General features: G+C 74.4%; 17 protein-coding genes, 3 tRNA genes, 1 pseudogene and 2 riboswitches. Of the genes and pseudogenes, 10 read left to right on the forward strand and 11 right to left on the reverse strand.

The window, feature by feature from the left end:
• Window positions 1-11: 11 nt before the first annotated feature.
• The 4 genes from AB2L27_RS06825 (at window position 12) to AB2L27_RS06840 (ending at window position 4080) form a co-directional block, all read left to right on the forward strand.
• Complete coding sequence (locus AB2L27_RS06825; RefSeq protein ID WP_370440719.1) at window positions 12-1061, forward strand: lipoyl protein ligase domain-containing protein; 1050 nt, start codon at window positions 12-14, stop codon at window positions 1059-1061.
• A 44-nt stretch (window positions 1062-1105) separates the two neighbouring features.
• Window positions 1106-1324, forward strand: a complete 219-nt coding sequence (locus AB2L27_RS06830) for a hypothetical protein (RefSeq protein WP_370440720.1) — start codon at window positions 1106-1108, stop codon at window positions 1322-1324.
• A 139-nt stretch (window positions 1325-1463) separates the two neighbouring features.
• A complete protein-coding gene (locus AB2L27_RS06835; RefSeq protein WP_370440803.1) occupies window positions 1464-2780 on the forward strand; it encodes a TrkH family potassium uptake protein in 1317 nt (438 codons plus the stop codon).
• A gap of 118 nt (window positions 2781-2898) precedes the next feature.
• Window positions 2899-4080, forward strand: a complete 1182-nt coding sequence (locus tag AB2L27_RS06840; RefSeq protein WP_370440721.1) for a phytanoyl-CoA dioxygenase family protein — start codon at window positions 2899-2901, stop codon at window positions 4078-4080.
• 64 nt (window positions 4081-4144) lie between these two features.
• Here AB2L27_RS06840 and AB2L27_RS06845 read toward each other — a convergent pair whose 3' ends face one another.
• The gene (locus tag AB2L27_RS06845) at window positions 4145-4840 is read right to left on the reverse strand and encodes an SDR family NAD(P)-dependent oxidoreductase (protein ID WP_370440722.1); all 696 of its coding nucleotides are present in this window, start codon (window positions 4838-4840) and stop codon (window positions 4145-4147) included.
• A gap of 118 nt (window positions 4841-4958) precedes the next feature.
• A pseudogene (locus AB2L27_RS06850) lies at window positions 4959-5799 on the reverse strand (PHP domain-containing protein).
• A gap of 276 nt (window positions 5800-6075) precedes the next feature.
• Here AB2L27_RS06850 and AB2L27_RS06855 point away from each other — a divergent pair.
• The 4 genes from AB2L27_RS06855 (at window position 6076) to AB2L27_RS06870 (ending at window position 6824) form a co-directional block, all read left to right on the forward strand.
• Window positions 6076-6148: transfer RNA gene (locus tag AB2L27_RS06855), tRNA-Glu, on the forward strand.
• A 111-nt stretch (window positions 6149-6259) separates the two neighbouring features.
• A tRNA-Asp gene (locus tag AB2L27_RS06860) sits at window positions 6260-6333 on the forward strand.
• A gap of 30 nt (window positions 6334-6363) precedes the next feature.
• Window positions 6364-6436, forward strand: a tRNA-Phe gene (locus tag AB2L27_RS06865).
• Window positions 6437-6518: 82 nt separating this feature from the next.
• Complete coding sequence (locus tag AB2L27_RS06870) at window positions 6519-6824, forward strand: hypothetical protein (RefSeq protein ID WP_370440723.1); 306 nt, start codon at window positions 6519-6521, stop codon at window positions 6822-6824.
• Between the two features lie 3 nt (window positions 6825-6827).
• On the opposite strand, the gene xylB is transcribed toward AB2L27_RS06870, so the two are convergent.
• Window positions 6828-8273 (reverse strand): xylulokinase, encoded by a 1446-nt coding sequence (gene xylB / locus AB2L27_RS06875; protein ID WP_370440724.1) that lies wholly within the window; start codon window positions 8271-8273, stop codon window positions 6828-6830.
• Window positions 8274-8454: 181 nt separating this feature from the next.
• Between xylB and AB2L27_RS06880 the strand changes: the two genes are divergently transcribed.
• Window positions 8455-8712, forward strand: a complete 258-nt coding sequence (locus tag AB2L27_RS06880) for a DUF3073 domain-containing protein (protein ID WP_370440725.1) — start codon at window positions 8455-8457, stop codon at window positions 8710-8712.
• 70 nt (window positions 8713-8782) lie between these two features.
• Here AB2L27_RS06880 and purM read toward each other — a convergent pair whose 3' ends face one another.
• The 8 genes from purM to AB2L27_RS06920 all read right to left on the reverse strand — a co-directional run bounded on the left by purM (window position 8783) and on the right by AB2L27_RS06920 (window position 16242).
• Window positions 8783-9871, reverse strand: a complete 1089-nt coding sequence (gene purM, locus AB2L27_RS06885; protein ID WP_370440726.1) for a phosphoribosylformylglycinamidine cyclo-ligase — start codon at window positions 9869-9871, stop codon at window positions 8783-8785.
• Window positions 9868-11418: an amidophosphoribosyltransferase gene (gene purF, locus AB2L27_RS06890; RefSeq protein ID WP_370440727.1), complete on the reverse strand. Its 1551-nt coding sequence runs from the start codon at window positions 11416-11418 to the stop codon at window positions 9868-9870. Before purF ends, purM begins: the two co-directional genes overlap by 4 nt.
• A 12-nt stretch (window positions 11419-11430) precedes the next feature.
• The gene (locus AB2L27_RS06895) at window positions 11431-11772 is read right to left on the reverse strand and encodes a hypothetical protein (RefSeq protein ID WP_370440728.1); all 342 of its coding nucleotides are present in this window, start codon (window positions 11770-11772) and stop codon (window positions 11431-11433) included.
• Between the two features lie 18 nt (window positions 11773-11790).
• Window positions 11791-12177, reverse strand: coding sequence for a sterol carrier family protein (locus AB2L27_RS06900; protein WP_370440729.1), 387 nt, complete (start codon window positions 12175-12177; stop codon window positions 11791-11793).
• A gap of 31 nt (window positions 12178-12208) precedes the next feature.
• Window positions 12209-13354, reverse strand: a complete 1146-nt coding sequence (gcvT, locus tag AB2L27_RS06905) for a glycine cleavage system aminomethyltransferase GcvT (protein ID WP_370440730.1) — start codon at window positions 13352-13354, stop codon at window positions 12209-12211.
• A 42-nt stretch (window positions 13355-13396) separates the two neighbouring features.
• A riboswitch (glycine riboswitch) is annotated at window positions 13397-13495 on the reverse strand.
• Between the two features lies 1 nt (window position 13496).
• Window positions 13497-13588: riboswitch (glycine riboswitch) on the reverse strand.
• A gap of 126 nt (window positions 13589-13714) precedes the next feature.
• Window positions 13715-14716 (reverse strand): Gfo/Idh/MocA family protein, encoded by a 1002-nt coding sequence (locus AB2L27_RS06910; protein ID WP_370440731.1) that lies wholly within the window; start codon window positions 14714-14716, stop codon window positions 13715-13717.
• 88 nt (window positions 14717-14804) lie between these two features.
• Window positions 14805-15191 carry a tautomerase family protein gene (locus AB2L27_RS06915; protein WP_370440732.1) on the reverse strand — a complete coding sequence of 129 codons (387 nt, stop codon included), beginning with the start codon at window positions 15189-15191 and terminating at the stop codon, window positions 14805-14807.
• Window positions 15192-15216: 25 nt separating this feature from the next.
• Window positions 15217-16242: a LacI family DNA-binding transcriptional regulator gene (locus AB2L27_RS06920; protein ID WP_370440733.1), complete on the reverse strand. Its 1026-nt coding sequence runs from the start codon at window positions 16240-16242 to the stop codon at window positions 15217-15219.
• Between the two features lie 125 nt (window positions 16243-16367).
• On the opposite strand from AB2L27_RS06920, the gene AB2L27_RS06925 reads away from it, so the two are divergent.
• Window positions 16368-17585 carry a Gfo/Idh/MocA family protein gene (locus AB2L27_RS06925; protein ID WP_370440734.1) on the forward strand — a complete coding sequence of 406 codons (1218 nt, stop codon included), beginning with the start codon at window positions 16368-16370 and terminating at the stop codon, window positions 17583-17585.
• Window positions 17586-17591 lie beyond the last annotated feature (6 nt).

Here is a 17591-nt window from a genome sequence, read left to right on the forward strand (position 1 = left end):
AGCCTGCCGGGATGCACGGTGAGTACAAGGTCCCGGGCGGCAAGCTCGTCGTCGTCGACCTCGACGTCCGGGACGGCCGCCTCGCCGACGTCCGCCTCAGCGGGGACTTCTTCCTCGAACCCGACGACGCCCTCGAGGCGATCGACACCGCGCTCACAGGGGTGCCGGCCGACGCGGACGCGACGGACCTCGCCGGGCGCGTCCGCTCGGCCCTGCCCCGAGACGCGGTGCTCCTCGGGTTCACCCCCGAAGCCGTCGCGACGACGGTCCGGCGCGCCGTCGGCGGGGCCACCGGCTGGCTCGACCACGCGTGGCGGCTCGTCCACACCGGTCCGCAGGCCCCGCTGACGCACATGGCCCTCGACGAGGTGCTGACCCGTGAGGTGGCCGCGGGCCGGCGCGGCCCGACGCTGCGGGTGTGGGAGTGGGCGAGCCCCGCGGTCGTGCTCGGCAGCTTCCAGTCCGTGCTCAACGAGGTGGACGCCGAAGCCGCCGACCGCTTCGGCGTCGAGGTCGTCCGCCGGGTCTCCGGCGGCGGCGCGATGTTCGTCGAGCCCGGGAACACCATCACCTACTCCCTCTACGCCCCCGGCTCCCTCGTCGAGGGCCTGAGCTTCACCGAGTCCTACGCGTTCCTCGACGACTGGGTGCTCGTCGCCCTCGGCGACCTGGGCGTCAAGGCCTGGTACCAGCCCATCAACGACATCACGACCGACCAGGGCAAGATCGCGGGCGCCGCGCAGAAGCGGCTCGGGGACGGGACCGTCCTGCACCACGTGACGATGTCCTACGACATCGACGCGGCCAAGATGCTCCAGGTCCTGCGGATCGGGCGGGAGAAGCTGTCGGGCAAGGGACTGGCCAGCGCCGCCAAGCGCGTCGACCCCCTGCGCCGGCAGACGGGTCTGCCGCGCGAGGAGGTCATCGACTCCATGGTCGCCACGTTCCGCCGCCAGTACGGGCTCACCGACGGACCGTTGACGGACGCCGAGCTCGCCGCGGCCGACGAGCTCGTGCGCACCAAGTTCGCGACACCGGGGTGGGTCGGGCGCATCCCCTGACCGGCGGCGTGGACAGCGCCGGGGCGGGGGAGCACACTCGGGAGATGGACAGGGCGGTCGACCGCGGGATCCGCACCGGTGTCGTCCGCGACGCCGACCGGGGTGGTCGAGCGCTGCGCGTGAGCGCCCACCCGGAGGCGGACCGCGTCGTCCTGTCCACCTGGCAGGACGCGACGTGCGTCTCCACGGTCCGCCTGGACCGGGCCGAGGTCGTGGAGCTGCTCACCGCGCTCGGCGCGGCGCTGCTCCCGCCCGACCGCTGAGGTCCGGTCCGCCGCCGGTCGCCCTCCGGACGCTGCCGTCGTCCAGCAGGATGGGCCCGTGAGCAGTGCACCACCCCCGCGCCCCTCGGCCCCCTCCCCGGTGCGCCCGCGCGCCACCCGGCGCCGCCCCGGGCGCCCCATGAACCCCGCCCGGTTGACGATCGCGGGCTTCGCCCTGGCCGCGGTGCTGGGGACGGGGCTGCTCATGCTGCCGCTGGCCTCGCAGGACGGGCAGGGCACCGACGTGGTGACCGCCCTGTTCACGGCCGTCTCGGCGTTGTGCGTGACGGGTCTGGTCGTCGTGGACACGGCCGGGTTCTGGTCCGGGTTCGGGCAGGTCGTCGTCCTGGTCCTCATCCAGGTCGGCGGCTTCGGGATCATGGCGCTGGCCTCGCTGCTGGGCGTCCTCGTGGCCCGCCGGCTGGGCCTGCGCGGTCAGCTCGCCGCGGCGGCCGAGACCAAGACGCTCAGCCCGGGCGACGTCCGGCTCATCCTGGTCGGGGTGGCCCGGACCAGTCTCGTGGTCGAGGCGGTCACCGCCGCGGTGCTGGCGGTCCGCTTCGCGACCGGGTACGGCGAGCCGGTGCCCCGGGCGCTGTGGCTGGGGGTGTTCCACTCGATCTCGGCGTTCAACAACGCCGGGTTCGCGTTGTGGAGCGACAGCCTGACCCGCTTCTCGACCGATCCGTGGATCTGCCTGCCGATCACCGCGGCGGTGGTCGTCGGAGGGCTGGGTTTCCCCGTCCTGTTCGAGCTGCGCCGCCACCTGCGGGCCCCTTCGCGCTGGAGCCTGCACACCAAGCTGACGGTGCTCGGTTCCGCGGTGCTGATGGTGGTGGGGCCGGTGGTGGTCTGCGTCCTGGAGTGGCGCAACCCGGCGACCCTGGGGTCGTTGAGCGTGCCGGGGCGGTTGCTGGCGGGGTTCTTCCAGGGCGTCATGCCGCGGACCGCGGGGTTCAACAGCGTCGACATCGCCCAGATGAACAGCGCGACCTGGCTGGGCTCGGACGTGCTCATGTTCATCGGCGGGGGCAGCGCCGGCACCGCGGGCGGCATCAAGGTCACCACTTTCGCGGTGCTGCTGCTGCTCATCGTCTCCGAGGCCCGCGGCGACGAGGACGCCACCGTCTTCGGCCGCACGCTGCCCCGCAACCTGCACCGGCAGGCCCTCAGCGTCGCCCTGCTGGGGGTCGGCGCCGTGGTGACGTCGGCGATGGTGCTGGTCGCCACGACCCGCTTCCCCCTCGACCAGGTGCTGTACGAGGTGGTCTCCGCGTTCGCCACCGTGGGCCTGTCCACCGGCATCACCGCCCAGCTCCCCCCGGGGGGCCAGCTCCTGCTGGTCGCCCTGATGTTCCTGGGCCGCACGGGCACGATCACCCTGGCCACCGCGCTGGCCCTGCGCAGCAGACCGCGGCTCTACCAGTTGCCGGCGGAACGGACGATCGTGGGCTGAACCGCGCGGGCCCAGCACGGCACCGGCGCGCACGGCGAGGGGCGGGCGCGGTCGGTCGGCGGGGCGCGGACTACGTTGGCCGGACCGGGAAACCCAGGACCTCGTCGAGGAGACCACCGTGAGCACCCCCACCGCCCGCACCACCCCGCTGCGCTTCCGCGAGAGCGACTGCGACGTGACCGAGTTCGCCCGCCTCATCGACCGCACCACGGACCTCGCCGACTACCCGCACGCCGCCGACGTGCGCCGAGAGGTGCTCGTCTACGACGCTGCCGCGCTGCGCCGGACCGTCGGGGACGACACCGGCCGTGAGGCGGTCGAGGCCGAGCTCGTGCGCGCTCTGACCGACGGGCCCGGCGTCGTGGTCGTCGAGGGTGCCTTCCCCGTCGCCGTCGTCGACCGGGTCAGCGCCGTGTTCGACGCCGTCATCGCCGAGGAGAAGGCCGCCGGGACGGCCCGGGGCGACCACTTCGCCACCGCCGGCGCCAACGACCGCGTCTGGAACGCGCTGGAGAAGCTCGCCGTCCGCGACCCCGAGGCGTTCGTCGACTACTACGCCAACGACGTGCTCGCCCTCGTCTCGACGGCGTGGCTGGGCCCGGGGTACCAGGTGACGTCCCAGGTGAACCTCGTGCGTCCCGGGGGGAAGGCGCAGGACCCGCACCGCGACTACCACCTCGGGTTCCTCTCGAACCCGGTCGCGGCGCGCTACCCCGCGCACGTGCACCTGCTCTCCCCCGTGCTGACGTTGCAGGGTGCCGTGGCGCACAGCGACATGCCCGTCGAGAGCGGCCCCACGATGTACCTCCCGTACTCCCACCGGTACCCGCAGGGCTACCTCGCCTGGCGGCGGCCGGAGTTCCGCGAGCACTTCGCCGCGCACCACGTGCAGCTCCCGCTGCGCGCGGGCGACGCCGTGTTCTTCAACCCCGCCCTGTTCCACGGTGCGGGGACGAACGTGTCCGCCGACGTGCAGCGCAGCGCGAACCTGCTGCAGGTGTCCTCGGCGTTCGGCCGCGCGATGGAGTCGGTCGACCGCGTGCGGATCGCCCGCGCCGTGTACCCGGCCCTGCTGGCCCGCAAGGCGTCCGGGGCGGCGGCGGAGTTCCTGGCCAACGCGGTCGCCGTCGCCTCCGAGGGCTACCCGTTCCCGACGAACCTCGACCTGGACCCGAACGTCGGCGGCCTCACCCCGCTGTCGCAGACGGAACTCCTCGACGAGGCCCTCGCCGGGGACCGCAGCGCCGAGGAGGTCTCACGCGACCTCGACGCCTACGCCGCGCGTCGCCGCACGCACTGAGCGCCCCTCCCCGCCGCCGGGGTCCGGAACGACGACCGAGCACGGTGGTGCGGCACCGCGAGGTTCACCAGGGCACGACGCCCGCCCGGTCGCGGAACTGACCCGTCGGCCCGTCCACGCCGATCGTCGCCAGTTCCACGATGGCGTCCGTGCCCTCCGTCACGGTCTGCGGACCGCTGTGCCCGTTGAGGTCGGTCGCGGTGTACCCGGGGTCGACGGCGTTGAACTTCACGTCCGGCAGCGCCTTGGCGAACTGCGTCGTGAGCATCGTCAGGGCCGACTTCGACGACGTGTACAGCGGCGCCGTCACCTGCGACTCGACCCGCTCGGGGTCGTGGGTGGCGGCGAAGGAGCCGAGACCGCTGGAGACGTTGACGACGACGGGGTTGGGCGAGGTCCGCAGCAGCGGCAGGAACGCGTTCGTCACCCGAAGCGGGCCGAACACGTTCGTCTCGTAGACGGCGCGCGCGTCGTCGGCGGTGAGTTCCTCAGCGGGCGCCTGCGGGCCGGAGATCCCGGCGTTGTTGACGAGGACGTCGAGCGTCCCCTCGTGGGCGGCGACGTCGGCCACCGCGGCGGCGACGGACGCGTCGTCGGTGACGTCGATCTGGACGAACCGGGCACCGAGCGCCTGCGCGGCGGCCCGGCCGCGCTCGGGGTCGCGGGCGCCGACGAGGACGGTGTGGCCGGCCGCGAGGAGGCGCCGGGCGGTCTCGTAGCCGAGGGACTTGTTGGCCCCGGTGATGAACGTGGTGGTCATGGGTCCACCCTCACCCCGGCCCGGGAACCCTGCCAGGGCTCTGTTCACCGGGACCGGGGTGCCGGCCGCCCTGGTCACCGACCTGCACCGGACGCGGAGGAGCTGGACTTCCTGCGCGTCACCCGTGGGCGGCGCGCCGGGTCCGGACCCACTCCTGCACCCGTTCCACCGGCCACGTCGTGACGATCCGGTCGGCCGGCACCCCGCACTCCTGCGCCCGCACGCAGCCGTAGGGCTGCCAGTCGAGCTGCCCGGGCGCGTGCGCGTCGGTCGACAGGGTGAACAGGCAGCCCGCCTCGACGGCCTGGCGCAGCAGTGCCCGAGGTGGGTCGAGGCGTTCGGGCCGGGCGTTGATCTCGACCGCGACGTCGAACTCGACGCAGGCCGCGAACACGGCGGCGGCGTCGAACTCGCTCGGCGGGCGGCCCCCCTGCCCCACCCGGCCGTGCCCGCCCTCGACCATCCGTCCGGTGCGGTGGCCGAGGACGTCCGCGCGCCCCGAGCGGATCGCGGCGAGGGCCGCGATCTGCCCCAGCTGCGCCTCGCGCCGGCCGCGGTCCAGGCCGTGGGCGACCTTCAGGCCCTCGGAGTGGTCGGTGACCGCGATGTGCTCGTGGCCGAGTTCGGCGGCGGTGAACGCCACCCTCCGCGAGCGGGCTGCCACCGTCGCTGGCGTCGGTGTGGGTGTGCAGGTCCCCCCGCAACCGCGCCCGCAGCTCCTCCCCGCCCTCCACGAGCGGCCCGGCCGCCTCCTCCAGGACGGCGAGCCGGTCCGGTGCCCGGCCCTGCGCGGCCTGGGTGACGATCTCGGCCGAGGACGTCCCGATCCCCCCGAGGTCGGTGAGCGTCCCCGCCGCGAGCCGGGTGTCGAACTCGTCGGCGTCCAAGGCCTGCAGGACGGCGGCGGCCCGGCGGAACGCCGCCACGCGGAAACTGCCGGCCCGTTCCCGTTCGAGCAGGAACGCGGTACGGCGCAACGCCTGCACGGGGTCCACTGCGGTCCCTCCCCGCCTCCGGACGCGGGTCGGGCTCCACTGTGCACCTGCCCGGGCCCTCGCGCGGGCGGAGGTGTCGCCGCAGTGGGGGAGCACCCGGGCGGGTGCCGTCGCGGCTGCGTCGTGCCCGTCATCGACCTGCCGGGGGCGCGGGGACACCCCGGCGCGCGGCTCGGGTCAGCAGCACTCCGGCGCGTCCCCTATGCTGGTCGGGCTCCGGCAGCAGTGCCGAAGCGCCACGCCCCCATCGTTTAGTGGCCTAGGACGCCGCCCTTTCAAGGCGGTAGCACGGGTTCGAATCCCGTTGGGGGTACGAGCGGGTCCCCCGCCCGGGAGGTGGTCACGACCACCGCGCGGATCGGGTAAGGTCTTCTCTGCAAGCGCACGACAGCAACACCCAGCAACACAAGCAAGGCCTCCCTGAGGCCCCGTAGCGCAGTTGGTTAGCGCGCCGCCCTGTCACGGCGGAGGTCGCGGGTTCGAGTCCCGTCGGGGTCGCTCGTCGTGCCGGTTCGTCCGGCCCGGCACGGCCAGGTAGCTCAGTTGGTAGAGCGTCCGACTGAAAATCGGAAGGTCAGCGGTTCGACCCCGCTCCTGGCCACCTGGAAGCAACTTCCGAAGGGCCCCGGTGCACCGCACCGGGGCCCTTCGTCGTGCCCCGGGCCGGCGGTTACCCTCCTGCCGTGCCCGCCATCCCGAGCCCCGTCGCCCTCGCCCCCGCCGTCCTGGGCGGCTACGCCCTCGGCCGCACCACCGGGAACCGGAAGCTCGCCGGGGTCGCCCTGGTGGCCGGGCTCGGCGCCGTGGTCCCCCGCTGGGCCGCCGCCTCACCCGTCCTGGCCGCCGCGCTGGCGGCCGGCACCGTCGGGCTCGTGGGGCTCTCGCACCCGTTGTCCCGCCGGACCGGCCCCTGGCCCGCCGTGCTCACCACGACCGCGGCCGCCGCCGCTCTCGCGGCGGTCGGCGACCGGCTCACGGCACCGCGCTGACCTTCAGAGCTGCGTGGCGGTGAGGTCCCGCACCTGCGCGTAACGCTCCCGCACACCCGGCGTCGGGTCGGCCTCGAAGGTCTCCGACGGGCCGAGCGTCCACTCCGGCGGCGCGTCGCCCCCGGCGAGCACCCACGCGGCCTGCCGGGCCGCGCCGTCGGCGACGTACTCCCCCGGCGCCGGCACGACGACGGGACGCCCCAGGACGGCCGGGGCCAGGACGCGCACGGCTTCGGAGCGCGCCCCGCCGCCGACGAGGACGACGCGGCCGATCGCGCAGCCCTGCGCCTCCAGGGCGTCCAGTCCGTCCGCGAGCCCGCACAGCAGCCCCTCCACGGTCGCGCGGGCGAGGTGGGCGGGCGTGGACGTCGCCAGCGTGAGGCCGTGCAGCGCCCCCGTGGCGTCGGGGCGGACGGGCGTGCGCTCGCCCTCCAGGTACGGCACGAGGACGAGCCCGCCACTGCCGGGCGGGGCGGACAGGGCCAGCCGGGACAGCTCGGCGTGGTCGACGCCGAGCATGCGCGCGGCGGCGTCCAGGACCCGGGCCGCGTTGAGCGTGCAGACCAGCGGCAGGTAGCGGCCGGTCGCGTCGGCGAACCCGGCGACGAGACCGCTGGGGTCGTGCGTGGGGACCTCGCTGACGACGCTGACGACGCCGGAGGTGCCGATGGACACGACGACGTCGCCCACCTGCGCACCCACCCCGAGGGCGGCGGCCATGTTGTCGCCCGTGCCCGGACCCAGCCGGGCGCCGCGGGACAGGGCCGAGGCGCTCGTCCCCGCCTCCTGCGCCGGGCCCAGGACGTCCGGCAGGGACGGCACCGCGCCGAAGGCGCGCTCCAGCAGGTCGGTCCGGTACGTGCCGTCGGCGGGGGCGAAGTAGCCCGTCCCGCTGGCGTCGCCGCGGTCGGTCACCAGGCGTGCGGTGCCCCCGCCGGCGAGGCGGTGCGTCAGCCAGTCGTGCGGCAGGCAGACCGCGGCCGTGCGGCCCACGGCGTCCGGTTCGTGCTCGGCGATCCAGCGCAGCTTGGTGATCGTCAGCGACGCCACGAGGACGCTGCCGACCTGCTCGGCCCACGCGCCCGGCCCACCGAGCTCGGCGGTGAGCGCCTCGGCCGCGGCCGCGGACCGGCCGTCGTTCCACAGCAGAGCCGGGCGGACGACCTCGCCGGCCTCGTCGAGCAGGACCGCGCCGTGCTGCTGGGCGCCGACCGCCAGGGCGTCGACGTCGTCGAGGCCGCCGGCGTCGGCGACGGCCTGCTCCAGCGCCCGCCACCAGTGCGCGGGGTCGACCTCGGAGCCGTCGGGGTGGGAGGCGCGCCCGGAGCGCAGCAGCTCCCCCGTGGCGGCGTCGCGGACGACGACCTTGCACGACTGGGTCGAGGAGTCGATCCCGGCGACGACGCCCGCGCCCCCACCCGCGTCCACCCCTGCACCTGTGCTGGTCATGGGCCCACCCAACACCATCGCGACCCGGCACCGCCGCACCCCGTGAGCCGTCCGGGGTGCCACCTCGTGACCGGGATGCCGGAACCTCTGCAGAACATGTACCGTTGGGGGCACGGAGAGATGACAGCTGCTCCGGGGTCAGCACAGACTGCCCCGGCCGACGCGCGAGGGGGTCGACGCCATGGGGCGCGGCCGTCAGAAGGCCAAGCAGACGAAGGTCGCTCGGGAGCTGAAGTACTTCAGTCCCGACACCGACTACAACGCTCTGCAACGTGAGCTTCACGGGCCCGACCCGTACCGCCAGACGGGGCGCAACGCCGCCCCCGAGGCGCCGGAGTCTGACGTGGAAGACGACGACTCGGACGACAACCCCGAGAACTGGTCGAAGTACACCGCCACGGACGACTACGACGACTGGACGTCCAAGCGCCGGGCTTGACCCGGCGCCCGCACGGCCAGTTCGCGCAGTAGCTCGCGGCACCGCACGAGGCGTGGCGCTCCCCCGGTCCTCACCAGCCCTGGTGGGAACCCCGGAGGGTCGTCACGCCTCCTGCGATCCCCTTGCCGTTGCTCGACCCGTCGGCCTCGGTGCGCCGGCGGACCTCACCGCACACCCACGCCGGGATCCCGGTCTGCTCGACGGTCTCCACGACGGCCTGCGCCTGCTCGGCGGCCACGACCGCAACCATGCCCACCCCCAGGTTCAGGGTGCGCTCGAGGTCGTCGGTCGGCACCTGACCCAGGTCGCGCACGACGGAGAACACCGCCCCCGGCGTCCACGTCGAGCGGTCGACCTCGGCGGTCACGTCGGCGGGCAGGCAGCGCGCCAGGTTCGCGGCCAGACCACCGCCGGTGACGTGGCTCATGGCGTGCACCCCGCCGGTGGCCAGCGTCGCGAGCGCGGGCTTGGCGTAGATGCGGGTCGGGACCAGCAGTTCCTCGCCCAGGGTGCGGCCGAACTCCTCCACGTGCCGGTCGTAGGCCCAGCCCGCGTCGGCGACGACGCGCCGCACGAGGGAGTAGCCGTTGGAGTGCAGCCCGGAGGAGGCCATCGCCACGAGCACGTCCCCGGCGCGGACCTTCTCGGCGCCCAGCAGCTCGTCGGACTCGACGACCCCCGTCACGGCGCCGGCGACGTCGTACTCGTCGGCACCCAGCAGGCCCGGGTGCTCGGCGGTCTCGCCACCGACGAGGGCGACCCCGGCCTCCTCGCAGGCGCGCGCGATGCCCGCGACGATGGCGGCCATCCGCTCGGGCACGACGCGGCCGCAGGCGATGTAGTCCGTCATGAACAGCGGCGTCGCGCCGCAGACGACGATGTCGTCGACGACCATCCCGACGAGGTCGGCGCCGATGGTGTCGTGCACGTCGAGCGCCTGGGCGACGGCGACCTTCGTCCCGACGCCGTCGGTGCTCGTCGCGAGCAGCGGACGGCGGTAGTCCTTGAGCACCGACACGTCGTACAGGCCGGCGAAGCCGCCGAACCCGCCGACGACCTCCGGGCCCTGCGTGCGGGCGACGGACGCCTTCATGAGCTCGACGGCGCGGTCGCCCGCGACGACGTCGACGCCCGCGGAGGCGTAGGTCGTTCCACTCACTGCTGGGCTCCCTCGGGGGTGTCGTGCTGGTGCCGGGTGACGGGGGTGATCGGGATGCGGGGCTTGTCCATCGAGCGCTCGCCGAGCCGGTCGAGGTCGTTGAGCGGCACGGGGTACTCCCCCGTGAAGCACGCCGAGCACAGCCGCTCGGCGGGCTGCTCGGTCGCCGCGATCATGCCCTCGGCCGAGATGTAGCCCAGGGAGTCGGCGCCGATGCTCTGGGCGATGTCCTCCACGCTCAGGCCGTTGGCGATGAGCTCGGCGCGGGTGGCGAAGTCGATGCCGTAGAAGCACGGCCACTTCACCGGCGGGGAGGAGATCCGGACGTGGATCTCGGCGGCGCCGGCCTCGCGCAGCATCCGGATGAGGGCCCGCTGGGTGTTGCCGCGCACGATGGAGTCGTCGACGACGACGAGCCGCTTGCCCGCCACGACGTGCTTGAGCGGGTTGAGCTTGAGCCGGATGCCGAGCTGCCGGATCGTCTGGCTGGGCTGGATGAACGTCCGGCCCACGTAGGAGTTCTTGACCATGCCCTGGCCGTAGGGGATGCCGGACTCCTCGGCGTAGCCGATGGCCGCGGGCGTCCCGGACTCCGGGGTCGGGATGACGAGGTCGGCCTCGACGGGGTGCTCGCGGGCCAGGACCCGGCCCATCTCCACGCGCGACTCCTGGACGACCTTGCCGTTGATGGAGGTGTCCGGGCGGGCGAGGTAGACGTACTCGAAGACGCAGCCCTTGGGCTTCGCCTCGGCGAACCGGGTGCTGCGCAGCCCGTCGGCGTCGATGGCGATGAGCTCGCCGGGCTCGACCTCGCGCACGAAGCTGGCGCCGACGATGTCCAGGGCCGGCGTCTCGGAGGCCACCACCCAGCCGCGCTCGAGGCGGCCCAGGACGAGGGGGCGGATGCCCTGCGGGTCGCGCGCGGCGTAGAGCGTGTGCTCGTCCATGAAGACCAGGGAGAACGCCCCCTGCACGTGCGGCAGGACCTCGGCGGCCGTCGCTTCCAGCGTGTGGTCGGGGTCACCGGCGAACAGGGCGGTGAGGATCGCGGTGTCCGTGGTGTTGCCGCGGGCGATCTCGCTGGGCGAGGGACGACCGCGCAGCGGCGGCTGCGGGGCGCTGGGGTAGCGCTCGGTGAGCATGTCGCGCAGCGCGAACTGGTTGGTGAGGTTGCCGTTGTGGGCCAGGGCCACGGTGCCGCCGGCGGTGTCGCCGAGCGTGGGCTGGGCGTTCTGCCAGCCGCCGCCACCGGTCGTGGAGTAGCGGGCGTGACCGACGGCGATGTGCCCCTGCAGGGACTCCAGCGCCGACTCGTCGAACACCTGCGAGACCAGCCCGGTGTCCTTGAACACGAGGATCTGCTCGCCGTTGCTCACGGCGATGCCGGCTGCCTCCTGGCCCCGGTGCTGCAGGGCGTAGAGGCCGTAGAAGGTGAGCTTGGAGACTTCCTCACCCGGCGCCCAGACCCCGAAGACGCCACACGCGTCCTGAGGGCCCTTCTCGCCGGGGAGCAGGTCGTGGTTCAGACGTCCGTCACCGCGGGCCACGCCCCGAGTGTGTCACACCCCGGAACGCTTCCGGCTCCGCCGACGGGGTTGGGCCCGGGTCCCGGTGCGCCGGTCGGCGAGGACCGCGATGAGGGCACCGAGCAGGACGAACACCAGCCCGAGGGAGCAGAACAGGTACCCGAACAGGGCCTGCTGGGAGTACCCGTCCGAGGGCGGGGTGGTGATCGCGACGGCACCGGAGACGACGAAGGCGATGACCAGACCCGTCAGGGCGAAGGCCCGGAAGCGCGGTGCCCGACGGCGCGTGACCTGCACGAACGCCGTCCCCTCGCGCTCCTGCTCGGCCTCGCGCTCGGGGGCGTCCGGGGTCGGGTCCTGCGTCGGCTCGCTCACGGGGAGAACGCTACGGGCTCAGCCGGGGTCCGGTGGCACGAGGGGCAGCAGCTCGCCCAGGTCGGTCCGCTGGCCGCTGGCCTGGACCCGGCCGCCCGCGCGGGCGTCCTCGAAGGTCAGCCGGCCGGTGGCCAGCGCGACCCAGGTGGGCCCGTCCATCTCGACGACGGCGGGCGGGGTGCCGCGGGTGTGCCGGGGTCCGGCGATGACCTGGACGGCCGCGAACGGGGGCACCCGCACCTCGACGCTGCCGCCGGGGTAGCGGGCGGCGAGCTCCTCCAGGCAGTACCGGACGGCCGTGGCCAGCGCGGGCCGCGCGGGCTTCCCGCCCTCGTCCAGGACGTCCGTCACCTCGCGGACGGCGCTCAGGCCCGCAGTGGGATCGGTGCGGCGACGCGGGGGCACCCCCTCATGCTGCCACCGGCCCGACCGCGGCTCAGCGCGGCCGGCGGTAGAACGGCAGGGGCACGACCTCCGCGGGCAGCTCGGTCCCCCGCACGTCGACGCCGAGGTGCGTGCCGGGCTCGGCCAGCGCGGCGTCGACGTACGCCATCGCCACGGGGTACCCGAGCGTCGGCGAGAGCGCCCCGCTGGTGACGACGCCGACCGGTTCCCCGGCGGCGAGGACCGCGTACCCGGCGCGCGGTGCCCGCCGGCCCTCGCCGCGCAACCCCACGAGCACGCGCGCGGGCGGCTCCTGGGCCAGGCGCTGCAGCGCCTCCAGCCCCACCGCCCCGTCCTCCTTGTCCAGGACCACGACGCGCCCCAGCCCGGCCGCGAACGGGGTGACGTCCCGGCTGAGCTCGTGCCCGTACAGCGGCATCCCGGCCTCCAGGCGCAGGGTGTCGCGGCAGGCCAGCCCCGCCGGGACCCCGCCGTGCTCGCGGGTGGCGGCCAGCAGGGCGTCCCACACCTCGCGGGTGCGCTCGACGGGGACGAAGACCTCGAACCCGTCCTCGCCGGTGTACCCGGTGCGGGCCAGGAGCACCTCGACACCGGCCAGGACGGCGGTGACCGCGCGGTAGTAGCGCAGCGCCGCGAGGTCCACCCCGGACGCCCCGTCCAGCAGCGGGGCGACGATCGCGACGGACGCCGGCCCCTGGACGGCGACCAGACCCCAGCGGGCCGTCTCGTCGGCGACGTGGGCGTCGAAGGGGCGGGCGCGGTCGGCCAGGGCCACGACGACGGGCTCGACGTTGGCCGCGTTGGCCACGACGAGGAACTCCTCCTCGCCCAGGCGGTACGTGACGAGGTCGTCGACGATCCCGCCGTCGTGGTCGACGACCATCCCGTAGGCGGCCCGGCCGACGGCCATCGTCGAGGGGCGCCCGACGAGCGCGGCGTCGAGGGCGCGGCCGGCCTCGGGGCCGGTGACGCGGACCTCGCCCATGTGCGAGAGGTCGAACAGCCCCGCGGTGGCCCGCACGGCCCCGTGCTCGGCGAGGTCGGAGGCGTAGCGCAGCGGCATCGACCAGCCGGCGAAGTCGGTGAAGGACGCGCCGAGCTCGGCGTGCGCGGCCGCCAGCGGGCTCGCGGCGGGCGTGGTCTCGGCGGCGGTCTCGGGGGTGGTGCTCGTGCTCACGGGGCTCCTCTCGTCGCGGCCGCGCGGCGCGGCCGGGCTGGACCCCCTCTGTCGCGGAACCTGAGAGCTTCACCGTCACCGGTTGCCCAGCAACGGTTTTCCCCGTGGGTGAGGACCTCGCGGTCCTGCTTTCCAGAGCGGCCTGCCCGTGGCGGTCCGTGGACCTGAGAGGTTCCGGGGTGATTGCTCCTTCGGTGCCCGCCGCGGACGGCGGGGCTCTCCCGCCGGGGCGGAGCGGCCGAGTGTTCAGTTGTCCCGCACAGCGTGGCACACCGGCGGCCCCGACCGGGACCTCGCGGCTCCCGGTGCCGTGGGGGCACGGGGGCCGACCGGTCCTGCCGCGCCCTGCACGGTCGCTGTTCAGAGTCGGACGACCTCCCCGGTCGTGGCGCTGCGGGCCGCGGCCTCCAGCACCACGAGACCCGCGACGGAGTCGGCCGGGTCGACGGGCACGGGGAGGCCGTCGGTGACCGCCGCCGCGAACGCCGTGTAGAAGTCGCGCCAGTCGGCGCGCTCCGCAGGGATGCGGGTGCTCGACGCGCCGCGGTGCAGGATCGGCCAGGACGCCTGCGGGACCTCGCCCCACCCGGGGTCGGCCGGCGTCCCTCCGGCCATCAGGACGTCGGCCTGCCGATCGTCAGCCGGGACCTCGAGGATCGCGTCGGTGCCGAACACCCGGAAGCGGGGCCCGGGGCGACCGTGGAGAGCGAGGTCGCCGACGACCTCCGACACGACCCCGGACGCGTGTCTCACCTGCAGGGCGAAGCGCTCCGGGGAGACGTCGGCGTACACCGACGCCACGGGCCCGGCGAGCTGCAGCACCTGGTCGACGACGTGGGCACCGAGGTCGAGGAGGATCCCGCCGCCGGAGTCGGGCACACCTCCTGGTGGCGCGAACTGCTCCAGGCGCGACTCGATGCGTCGCACCTGCCCCAGCGCCCCCGACGCCACCACGGCCCGGGTGGTGCGGAAGTCGTTGTCGTAGCGCCGGTTCTGGTAGGTGCTGAGCAGGACCCCGGCCGCCCGGGCCGCGTCGACGCACCTCTGCGCCGCGCTCGCGTCGAGGGCGAACGGCTTGTCGCACACGACGGGCAGCCCGAGGTCCACCGCCTCGAGGACCAGGTCGGCGTGCGTGTCCGCCGTCGTCGTGACGGTGACCGCGTCGACGAGGCCGGAGGCGGCCATCGAGGCCAGGTCGTCGAACGCGACCGCACCGGTGTGGTCCGCGGCGAGCTCCGCCCGACGTCGCGGCGAACGGGTCACCGCGGCGGTCAGCGCGCACCCTTCCGCACGGGCGACGAGGGGGGCGTGGAAGAAGCGCCCGCCCTTGCCGTACCCGACCAGTCCGAACCTCACGGTCATCAGTCGTTCCTCTCCGCTCCGTGGTCGGAGCGCTCAGCACCGCGGGACGGTGCGCACGGTTCCCGTGGACGGCCTGCTCGTCCTGACGTCAGAGCTCCCCCGTGAGGAACTGGGCGCGGCCGTACCCGAAGGACCAGTCGGCGTCCCCGTTCTCGACGATCGAGACGACGACGTCGCTGCCGGCCGTTCCGGCCGCTTCCAGGTTGCGGACGAGCAGGTGGTGGAAGGCGACCTTCTGCTCCTGGGGGCGGGCGCGGCTCGTCACCTGCAGCAGCACGACACGGTCGGTGCGCTCGATGCCGAGTCCGGTGTCGTGGACGACGAGCTCACCGGCGGGGTGCTGGTGGACGACCTGGTACCGGTCCCCCTCCGGGACGTCGAACGCCTCCACGACGGCCGCGTGGGCAGCGTCGAGCAGGGCACCCAGTTGCGCCGGGGTTCGGCCGGCGACGACGTCGAAGCGGAGCAGGGGCACGACAACCTCCTCATAGTTTGTCCTGTCATTGTGACATATGAATCGGCGGGGGCGCCGTGGTCCCGCGGATCACGAGGTGCGGCTCGACGACCACGTCCACGCTCTCGCGCTCGATCCCCTCGACCCGTTCGACCGCGAGGCGGACCGCCGCCCGGGCCTGCCCGGCCGGGTCCTGACCCACCGAGGTCAGCTGCACGTGCCCGAGCCGGGCGAGCGGGCTGTCGTCGTACCCGGCCACCGAGACGTGCCGCGGCACGTCCCTCCCCGCCCTCAGGAGGGCGTCGAGCACCCCGAGGGCGACGCGGTCGTTGGCGGCCACCACCGCCGTCGCCGGAGTGCGCGCGGCGAGCAACCGCTGCGCGGCGCGTACCCCGGCCTCCTCGTCGAACCCCGCCTCGAGGGTGCGACCCAGGATCTCGAACTCCGCAGCCGCGGCCTCGAACCCGGCGCGGCGGTCGGCGGCGATGTCCCCGCGACCACCCGAGACGTGGACGAGGTCGCGGTGCCCGAGGGAGACGAGGTGCTCGACGACCAGCCGGAGACCGACCTCGTCGGACGCACGGACGACGTCCGGACCCGCGCCGGTCACCGTCCGCGGCCGGCGCCCCAGGACCACCGCGGGGGCACGGGCGTCCCACCGCTGCAGCTCGGCGGAGTCGGCTTCCGGCCCGAGCAGCAGCAGGGCCTCGCACCGGGAGTCCAGGAGCGTCTCGACCGCGGCCCGCTCACCCCGGGTGCGCGTCACGGGGGCCAGCACGAGCTCGTACCCGGCGTCCTCGGCCGCCGCCTGCAACTCCTCGACGAGCTCGGCGTGGAAGGCGTTGCGAACGGTCATCGCCACACCCAGCAGCCGCGTCCGGCGCAGGGCCAGGGAGCTCGCCGCCCGGTTCGGCCGGTAGCCGAGCTCCTCGGCGGCCCGCAGGACGCGCGCGGCCGTCTCCGCGCTCGGGCCGGGCGCACCGCGCAGCGCCAGCGACACCATCCCCTTCGAGATGCCGGCGCGGGCGGCCACGTCGGTGATGGTCGGGCGGCCGGTGGAGCCCTGCGGCACGGAACCTCCTGGGCGGCTTGACACGGGAGCGGGTCGAACCGATTCTAGTCGATGTCTTTCAAACCGGTTTGAAAGCTGCTCACGCACCGAGGACGGTGCGCGTCACCGCTACCGGAAGGCTCCCCGTGTCCTCTCCCCGCACGCGACCGCTGGGTGTCGCCGTCATCGGCGCCGGCATGGCCGGCCGCGCCCACATCGCCGGCTACCGCGCCGCCACCACGCTGGCCGGCGGCGCCTACGGGGAGGGCCTGCCACCGGTCCGCCTCGTGGCCGTCGCCGACGCCCACGCCCCCTTCGCGCAGGCGGCCGCCGCACGGTACGGCTACGAGCGCGCCGAGACCAGCTGGCAGACGATCGCCGAGGCGGACGACGTCGACGCCGTCAGCGTCGTGGTCGCCAACCACCTGCACCGCGAGATCGTCGAGGGCCTGCTGGCCGCCGGCAAGCACGTCCTGTGCGAGAAGCCGTTGGCGCCGTCGGTCACCAACGCCGAGGCCATGGTCGCCGCCGCGGCCGAGCACCCCGACCTCGTCGCCGCCGTCGGGTTCACGTTCCGCCGTTCCCCGGCGATCAACGCCCTGCGCGAACAGGTCCTGAACGACCACCTCGGTGCGGTCCGCCACTTCAACGGGCACTACTGGTGCGACTACGCCGCCAACCCGAACGCGCCCATCAGCTGGCGGTACAAGGGCGGCCCGGGCTCGGGGGCGCTGGCCGACATCGGCAGCCACCTGGTCGACCTCGGTGAGTTCTTCTGCGGGCCGCTGGAGTCGGTGCGAGGCACCGTCTTCTCCCAGGTCACCACGCGCCGACCCAAGCCCGTGGGTGCGGTCGTCGGGCATGCCATGGCCGAGGTCGGCACCGAGTTCGAGGACGTCGAGAACGAGGACCTGGTTACCTTCACCGCCTCCTTCGCCGGCGGCGCCACAGGCACCTTCTCGGTGTCGCGCATCGCGCACGGGCTGCCCAACGGCCTCGGCTTCGAGATCTTCACCGAGAACGGCGCCGGGGCCTTCGACCTCAACCGCACGGGCGAGTTCACCATCGCCGACGCGACCGCGCCGAACGCCGTCAACGGGTACCGTCAGGTCCTCGTCGGCCCCGAGCACCCCTACGTCGCCGGCGGCCTGCCGATGGACTTCCCCAGCGTCGGGCACGGCCAGAGCGACTTCTTCACGTTCCAGTGCCGGGCGTTCCTCAACGAGATCGCCGGCGGGGTCGGCACCCCGATCGGCGACCTGCCCGTGGTGCCGCCGATGACCCACGGCCTGCACAACCTGCGCGTGCTCGAGGCGGTCACCAGGGCCGCCGACGGCACGGGCGAGACCGTCTCCGTCGACTGAGAGGAA

The organism is Kineococcus halophytocola (genome assembly GCF_041276425.1).
GTDB lineage: Bacteria > Actinomycetota > Actinomycetes > Actinomycetales > Kineococcaceae > Kineococcus > Kineococcus halophytocola.